The organism is Rhodospirillaceae bacterium, from assembly GCA_002728255.1.
GTDB lineage: Bacteria > Pseudomonadota > Alphaproteobacteria > UBA7887 > UBA7887.
The window spans coordinates 1-5,625 of record PBWV01000052.1 but is presented as its reverse complement, the minus strand read 5'-3'; the positions used below and the strand labels follow the sequence as shown (position 1 = coordinate 5,625).

The following is a 5,625-nucleotide window of genomic DNA, read 5'->3' as shown; positions in this document are numbered from 1 at the left end:
GAGCGCAGGCACCCGTAGCTCAGCTGGATAGAGCGCTGCCCTCCGAAGGCAGAGGTCACAGGTTCGAATCCTGTCGGGTGCGCCAAAACTTTAAGTAAAAAAAGTTTATTTGGAACTAAGAAAAAATAAATAGTCCGTATCTTTCCTTCTACTGTGACATTCTATGCAGTTAACAGTAGTTTCAGACCCCATTCCATTTGTCTCGGAATATGAACCATCAACATTCACTTCCACGAACTTCCAGTCACCACTATTAGGGTTAAATTCCTTCTGCATCTTTTCCATGTAGAACAGGGGTCCGATAGATATATCCCCGTTAACATCAAAAATGAAACTCTCCTTCACAATAACGCTTCCAGCGGCAAACTGTGAGTTAAATACATTTTCTGAATATTTTTCTGCAGGTTTATTAACAAATACATTCGCCCAACCAAAGTCATTTGCAGGCGCATAGACGCTAATATTATTGACACGAAGCCAATTTCTATACTTATACGTAATATTTAATTTGGAATTCTTATATGCGGAGAGCATTTCATCGGAAATGCATGAATATGCATCTCTTAAATCCCTCTCATCGATAACAAAATCTAATGCAACCCACTTACCAATATTGTTCTTAGCCCTTAAATGTAGGTGCTCTGAAATATATTCTTCAATCTTATCAGGAATAGAATAATTCTTACATTCAGATAAAGCATCTCCACAAAATAGACAGAGAAATGCTATACACATTAATGAAATAAACGAATTATAAATGTCTCTTCTGTTTTTTAAGAAATAAAAATACCCTCCTTTATTTATTAGTTAAGCCAGCCGGGTTTTGATACTTTCTTGCCCCCGTTATTTTTTGATAGCTCGGCTAACTCATCAAACATTTTAGAGGCAAATCCATAAAACCCATACCGATCGAGCCTGTTGTAGGTTTTTCTCATCTGGGCAGTCATATCTGATATTTGTTTTTTTACCGGCTCAGCAGAGATGCTTCCCGCAACTCTACTTGCAGTGTAATTCCACGCATCCATAGTTTTGTCCTTTCCAGCAAGCGCTGGCGATACAAGGAAGGCACAAAATAGAATAACAAGGATATGTTTCATGTTCATCTCCAGCTCGGCAACCGCTCTTTCAAAATGTAGCGCAAGGGTCTTGGCAGCATGTCACATACCCACAGTGGTTAACACCTGGGACACCTGATCTGTGAGCAGGGCTGAGAATACATACGTAGGCACCCCCACTGGCCCATGCATGGGGGCATCGAAGATAATCATATTCGGGTAGACCACAGGGTAGGTCACAGATGCATCTTGACGGTGCATGTGACCAGTGAGAATCTAGGCTCTGCTTAGATTAGGTTGATTAGCTGGTACATACTTAAGGCACCACCTACCTGTCGGGTGCGCCACGTTTTCTGCGGGATTCGGAGCCGCAGAGACCTCCCAATCAACGCCAATATCCGCAGTATATGCCTGACGTTCCTGTTTTGTGCGGCGCATCTTAAAGCTTCATACAAAATCAAACGCGACCTACTTCAGCAGGGTCGCCTTTTCAGAACTCTTAAAGCACTGGTCTGTAGCAGCAGGCCCAGAGCTGACAGGCCCTCTAACGCGGTCTCGCCGTGTTTTACAGACGTGCTTAGATGATGCCTCTCCCGCGATGAAATTCCATCTCCGAAGAAGTCATCGGCTCTTGTGACTGATGTCACTAGAGGCGAGGCGAACAACATGAGTGCAGTCAGGGCGGTGAGGAGGGTGCGCAAATAGCTGTATAAGGAGGTGAGATGAAATTTAGAATTTTTGAAATTTAAACTCGATCAGTCTCGATACCCGCGCGTGCATAAAGGCTCAGCGTCCGCAGTGAGTCATCCGGATGGTAGCTTTTAGATTTTTTGAACTTCTCGGCAATGCCACGCATGACATCCCTAAAGTTCCAAAGAGTGATCCCACAGGTCGCAGCGATCTCCTATCTCCAAGTGAAATGAAATTTAGGGTAAGAGAAGTACGAAAATAATTATGAACCCACAAAATAATAGGATAACCCCGACCAGAACTCCCCAACCTTTCCAGTTCGGGTCCCCACCATCACACAGAGAATCATAGGAACAGATATACTCGAATAATTGATTAGAACTAGCATCATTAGATTTATCTGACTGGATTTGGGTATCTTTTGTTTTTGTTGTCTCCTTTCCGTTATTTTTCCATTTCTCCTCACCTTGTTCTGGACTCACCTCTGTACCACGCTCAGAATCCATTTCCCCATCAGTAGTAGCATCAGCCTCTTCTTGCGCTTCTCCCTTAAGGTCTTCTCCTACACCTTGACTGGGCCCGGACTCTTCGCTCTGGCCTTGCGCTTCATCTCCCTTTTCTAGCTCCTCTTCCTCAAGCGGCTCTATATTTTCGTTCTGCTCTTCACTTTTATTATTTGAATCTTCTTTGTTTTGATCAAACTTTTTTGCCTGTTCTTCGTCTAGGTCTGCTGCTTTCCCAACGTTAGAACCCCTCGCGTTATCTCTTTGAATTTTGGTTCCAGTTGTGGCACGAGGACTGACAACTTGACTTACTGTGCCATAAAGACGCTCAACCGCACCTTTGGATATGATCTCAGGAAGGGTTGGGGCCCGAGAGACGCTAGTGCTTTTTGTTGTTTGAAAAGGTTGGTTCAGAATTTGGATGCCCGCTGAATTTTGCACACTAATTTCTCCTACCGAGCCATCCTCCTCAGGAAGAAGCGTGACAGAATTTTCACTACCCTCAATTGCCGCCCGACCAGCTACCTTCGTACCCCTAATACCGACAGTCACAACAGGCATCTTGACCAACATTGAGTCAGGGCCCGTTTTTGCAATTTTTCCAGATACAAAACTAAAAACACCCTCAACAACACTAAAAATGGAACTTCCTTTATTATATGAAGGCGAAAAACTTAATTCATCTATTACCATCTGGCCCTTTTCACCAAGGGCAAATCTCGTTTCGTCGACGAATATTACACTTACAATGCTATTGTCCGTCGTTTTAACAGTATCACCAAGAAAAACCTCCATTTCAGATACCGCCGGTATCGTCACATCATCCAAGCGTACAATAAATGCCATACCTTCAACGTTATCTACTCGGCCGATTGGTTCACCCCACCTCTTATTGACCGGGTCATTGGTTGTTACCTCAACCTGACTGTTGGTTTGTAATTGCACAAGTTGGACTTGGCGGTGCGAGCGAGAAACGTGCAAGGTATCCACAGTTACGCTGGGATTATGCTGCGCACTTACATATCCCCGCTCGGCAAGCGGCTTATAGAGCCGAATGGCTTTCGGGTAATTACCTGCTTGGTACGCTATCAGCGCGTCTTGAAATTTCTCCTGGTCCCCCGCCACCACGGGCGTGGCGAACAACATGAGTGCGGTCAGGGCGGTGAGGAGGGTGCGCATCCAGAAATGCTAACTCTGAATGCCGTAGAATGAAACATTCGTGAGCACCCTGGTGAATCAGCATTCTCCATGGATCGGGTTCCCGCTTCTAATTACGAACGTTTCAATACTGAAATAGCCGAGCCCAGTAAGGTTGTAAGAGAACTACCAATGGGTACGGGCGAGCCAACTGACCTAAGCATTGATTCCATTCTTGCTGGCCCTGAAGGATATGCTGCTTACACGAAACGGGAGCAGGATTGGGTTACGAATAGGCAAGAACTCCTCTCAACACTCTGAACAAGTGCTGGATCAATGATTAGAAATACTATTTTAGATATTGCTAGGGCTTGGCCTACATATCGCTCTCTCCGGGCCACCGATAAGACATATCCCGCTCACAAATTAATTACTGAAAGTTTTCCATCTCTGCTCCGAGACTCACTCCCACCAGATCCGAAATTAAAATTCGAAGGTTCCCCCGGTCGGGGTTACATAACGGCTGCACCTTGGATAGCAACGTTTGACAAACGTGTTTCCACTAAAGCGTCTGAGGGATTCTATCCCGTCTATCTGTTCTCTATAGACCTTCAAAGGGTCTATCTGTCCATTGCTTTTGGAACCATCCAGTTCAGAGATTTTTATGGGCAAAATCCTTCTGGCCACAAAAAGATTGAGGCCGCCGCTCAGCGGTTCCAAACCATACATACAGATAGATTGCCTGAAGCTCGGCAGCGGGGGCCCATAGATCTGGCTGCACAGAAAAAACACAAACTCCACCAGACATATGAACACTCCTCGATCTCAAGCATTCGTTACGAATTAGAAGAGCTACCCCCCGAGCAAAAGCTGATTGACGATTTCCGGGAAGTGATCTCCGTTTATCAAAAACTTGTTGAGAGTCCATTGACACCGAGCATGTCGGAACTCTTAGAAGAATCGGCGCCCGAACAAAATGAACACAGCATCGAAGCACCAGTAGCTATCCCTTTTACCTTTAGGCCCAGGGCAGCTAAGAGCGTTAAAAAACCACAATTTAGTGGACAGCGATTGTCATCTGAATCGCACAAAGTTGGGAGGGCTGGAGAATCAACAGTTTTAAAATATGAAAGGGAAAGACTAGCAAATATCGGGAGGCATGATCTCGTAAAGAAAATAGTCTGGGAATCAGACATTGGAAATAAACCGGGCTGGGATCTCACATCATTTGATCAGGATGGGGACGAAATATTCATTGAAGTAAAATAAACGGGCTAAGATTTAGGTCTCTATTTGACCAATGAAGAGCCTGACCGATGATTAATATCATCCTCATAGCAGCCGTAGCTGTGGCACTTGCATGGTTGGTGATGCGCTACTTTCCGGCTGTGCGTTTCCATGCACAGCGGCTTATGCAAAACCCATTTGTACGAGCCCTCATACTCAAAAGTATTTGGCGGCTCATATTGAGGCGTTAACTCAAAGCCCACCTTAGTGAATATCGTCCTTGAATTACGCTTCCATGCATATGGATTTAGATTTTCTGGCTATTCAGAAGACGAAGAGGTGCTCTTCTGTTCGGGCTTTATGAATACGGATATGGGAAATGGCCAACAGCCGATAACCCAGTGGTGTAGCTTCGAGCCAGTTGCATAGAACATGAGGCCAACGCAGATAAAGAAAACCGCATGGTCATATTGGCCGTCTGCAATACGCACGCAAGCCAACACACAAAGAAAGAGCGCCACCGCCGTATTTAGCCAATAAAGCATCTTGATATAAGGCATGACGCCACCTCAGGGATTGTTACCGAGCCGCTTCCAGTTCCTTGATCCTGATACGTGCAAGACCTGCAAACATTCCATTCGGAAACTGGTTTAGATATTCACGAACCATATCCACACTGCTGCTGTCTTTAACCGACTGCCAGAACAGCATGTCTGCCTGAGAAGGCTATTCTGCACTCGGCCCTCAGGTCATGCCCGATCACTCATGGTAGTGCAGCAGAGGACTAATGACGATTCAGGCTAAGACTGACAACTGACTAATGATCAGTACGCATGTCACATACTCTAAGTGGTTAACACCTGTGACAGCTGATCTGTGTACAGGGCTAAGAATACATACGTAGGCACCCCCACTGGCCCATGCATGGGGGCATCAACTGCTACACAAACTGTAGAACATTTTCATGTGTTGACGGTGAATCAGAAACAACTTAACTGTTGTAATTGCTTACT

At 45.3% G+C, this 5,625-nt stretch carries 5 protein-coding genes and 1 tRNA gene; 3 read left to right on the top strand and 3 right to left on the bottom strand.

The window, feature by feature from the left end:
• Nucleotides 1-8: 8 nt before the first annotated feature.
• Nucleotides 9-85, top strand: a tRNA-Arg gene (locus tag CMM32_12400).
• Nucleotides 86-105: 20 nt separating this feature from the next.
• On the opposite strand, the gene CMM32_12395 is transcribed toward CMM32_12400, so the two are convergent.
• The 3 genes from CMM32_12395 to CMM32_12385 all read right to left on the bottom strand — a co-directional run bounded on the left by CMM32_12395 (nucleotide 106) and on the right by CMM32_12385 (nucleotide 3,427).
• A complete protein-coding gene (locus CMM32_12395) occupies nucleotides 106-735 on the bottom strand; it encodes a hypothetical protein (protein MBT07686.1) in 630 nt (209 codons plus the stop codon).
• 68 nt (nucleotides 736-803) lie between these two features.
• Entirely contained in the window at nucleotides 804-1,097 is a 294-nt protein-coding gene (locus CMM32_12390) for a hypothetical protein (protein MBT07685.1), read from the bottom strand.
• Between the two features lie 884 nt (nucleotides 1,098-1,981).
• A complete protein-coding gene (locus tag CMM32_12385; protein ID MBT07684.1) occupies nucleotides 1,982-3,427 on the bottom strand; it encodes a hypothetical protein in 1,446 nt (481 codons plus the stop codon).
• A 69-nt stretch (nucleotides 3,428-3,496) separates the two neighbouring features.
• On the opposite strand from CMM32_12385, the gene CMM32_12380 reads away from it, so the two are divergent.
• Complete coding sequence (locus CMM32_12380; GenBank protein MBT07683.1) at nucleotides 3,497-3,706, top strand: hypothetical protein; 210 nt, start codon at nucleotides 3,497-3,499, stop codon at nucleotides 3,704-3,706.
• A gap of 15 nt (nucleotides 3,707-3,721) precedes the next feature.
• Nucleotides 3,722-4,654 carry a hypothetical protein gene (locus tag CMM32_12375; GenBank protein ID MBT07682.1) on the top strand — a complete coding sequence of 311 codons (933 nt, stop codon included), beginning with the start codon at nucleotides 3,722-3,724 and terminating at the stop codon, nucleotides 4,652-4,654.
• Nucleotides 4,655-5,625: the final 971 nt, after the last annotated feature.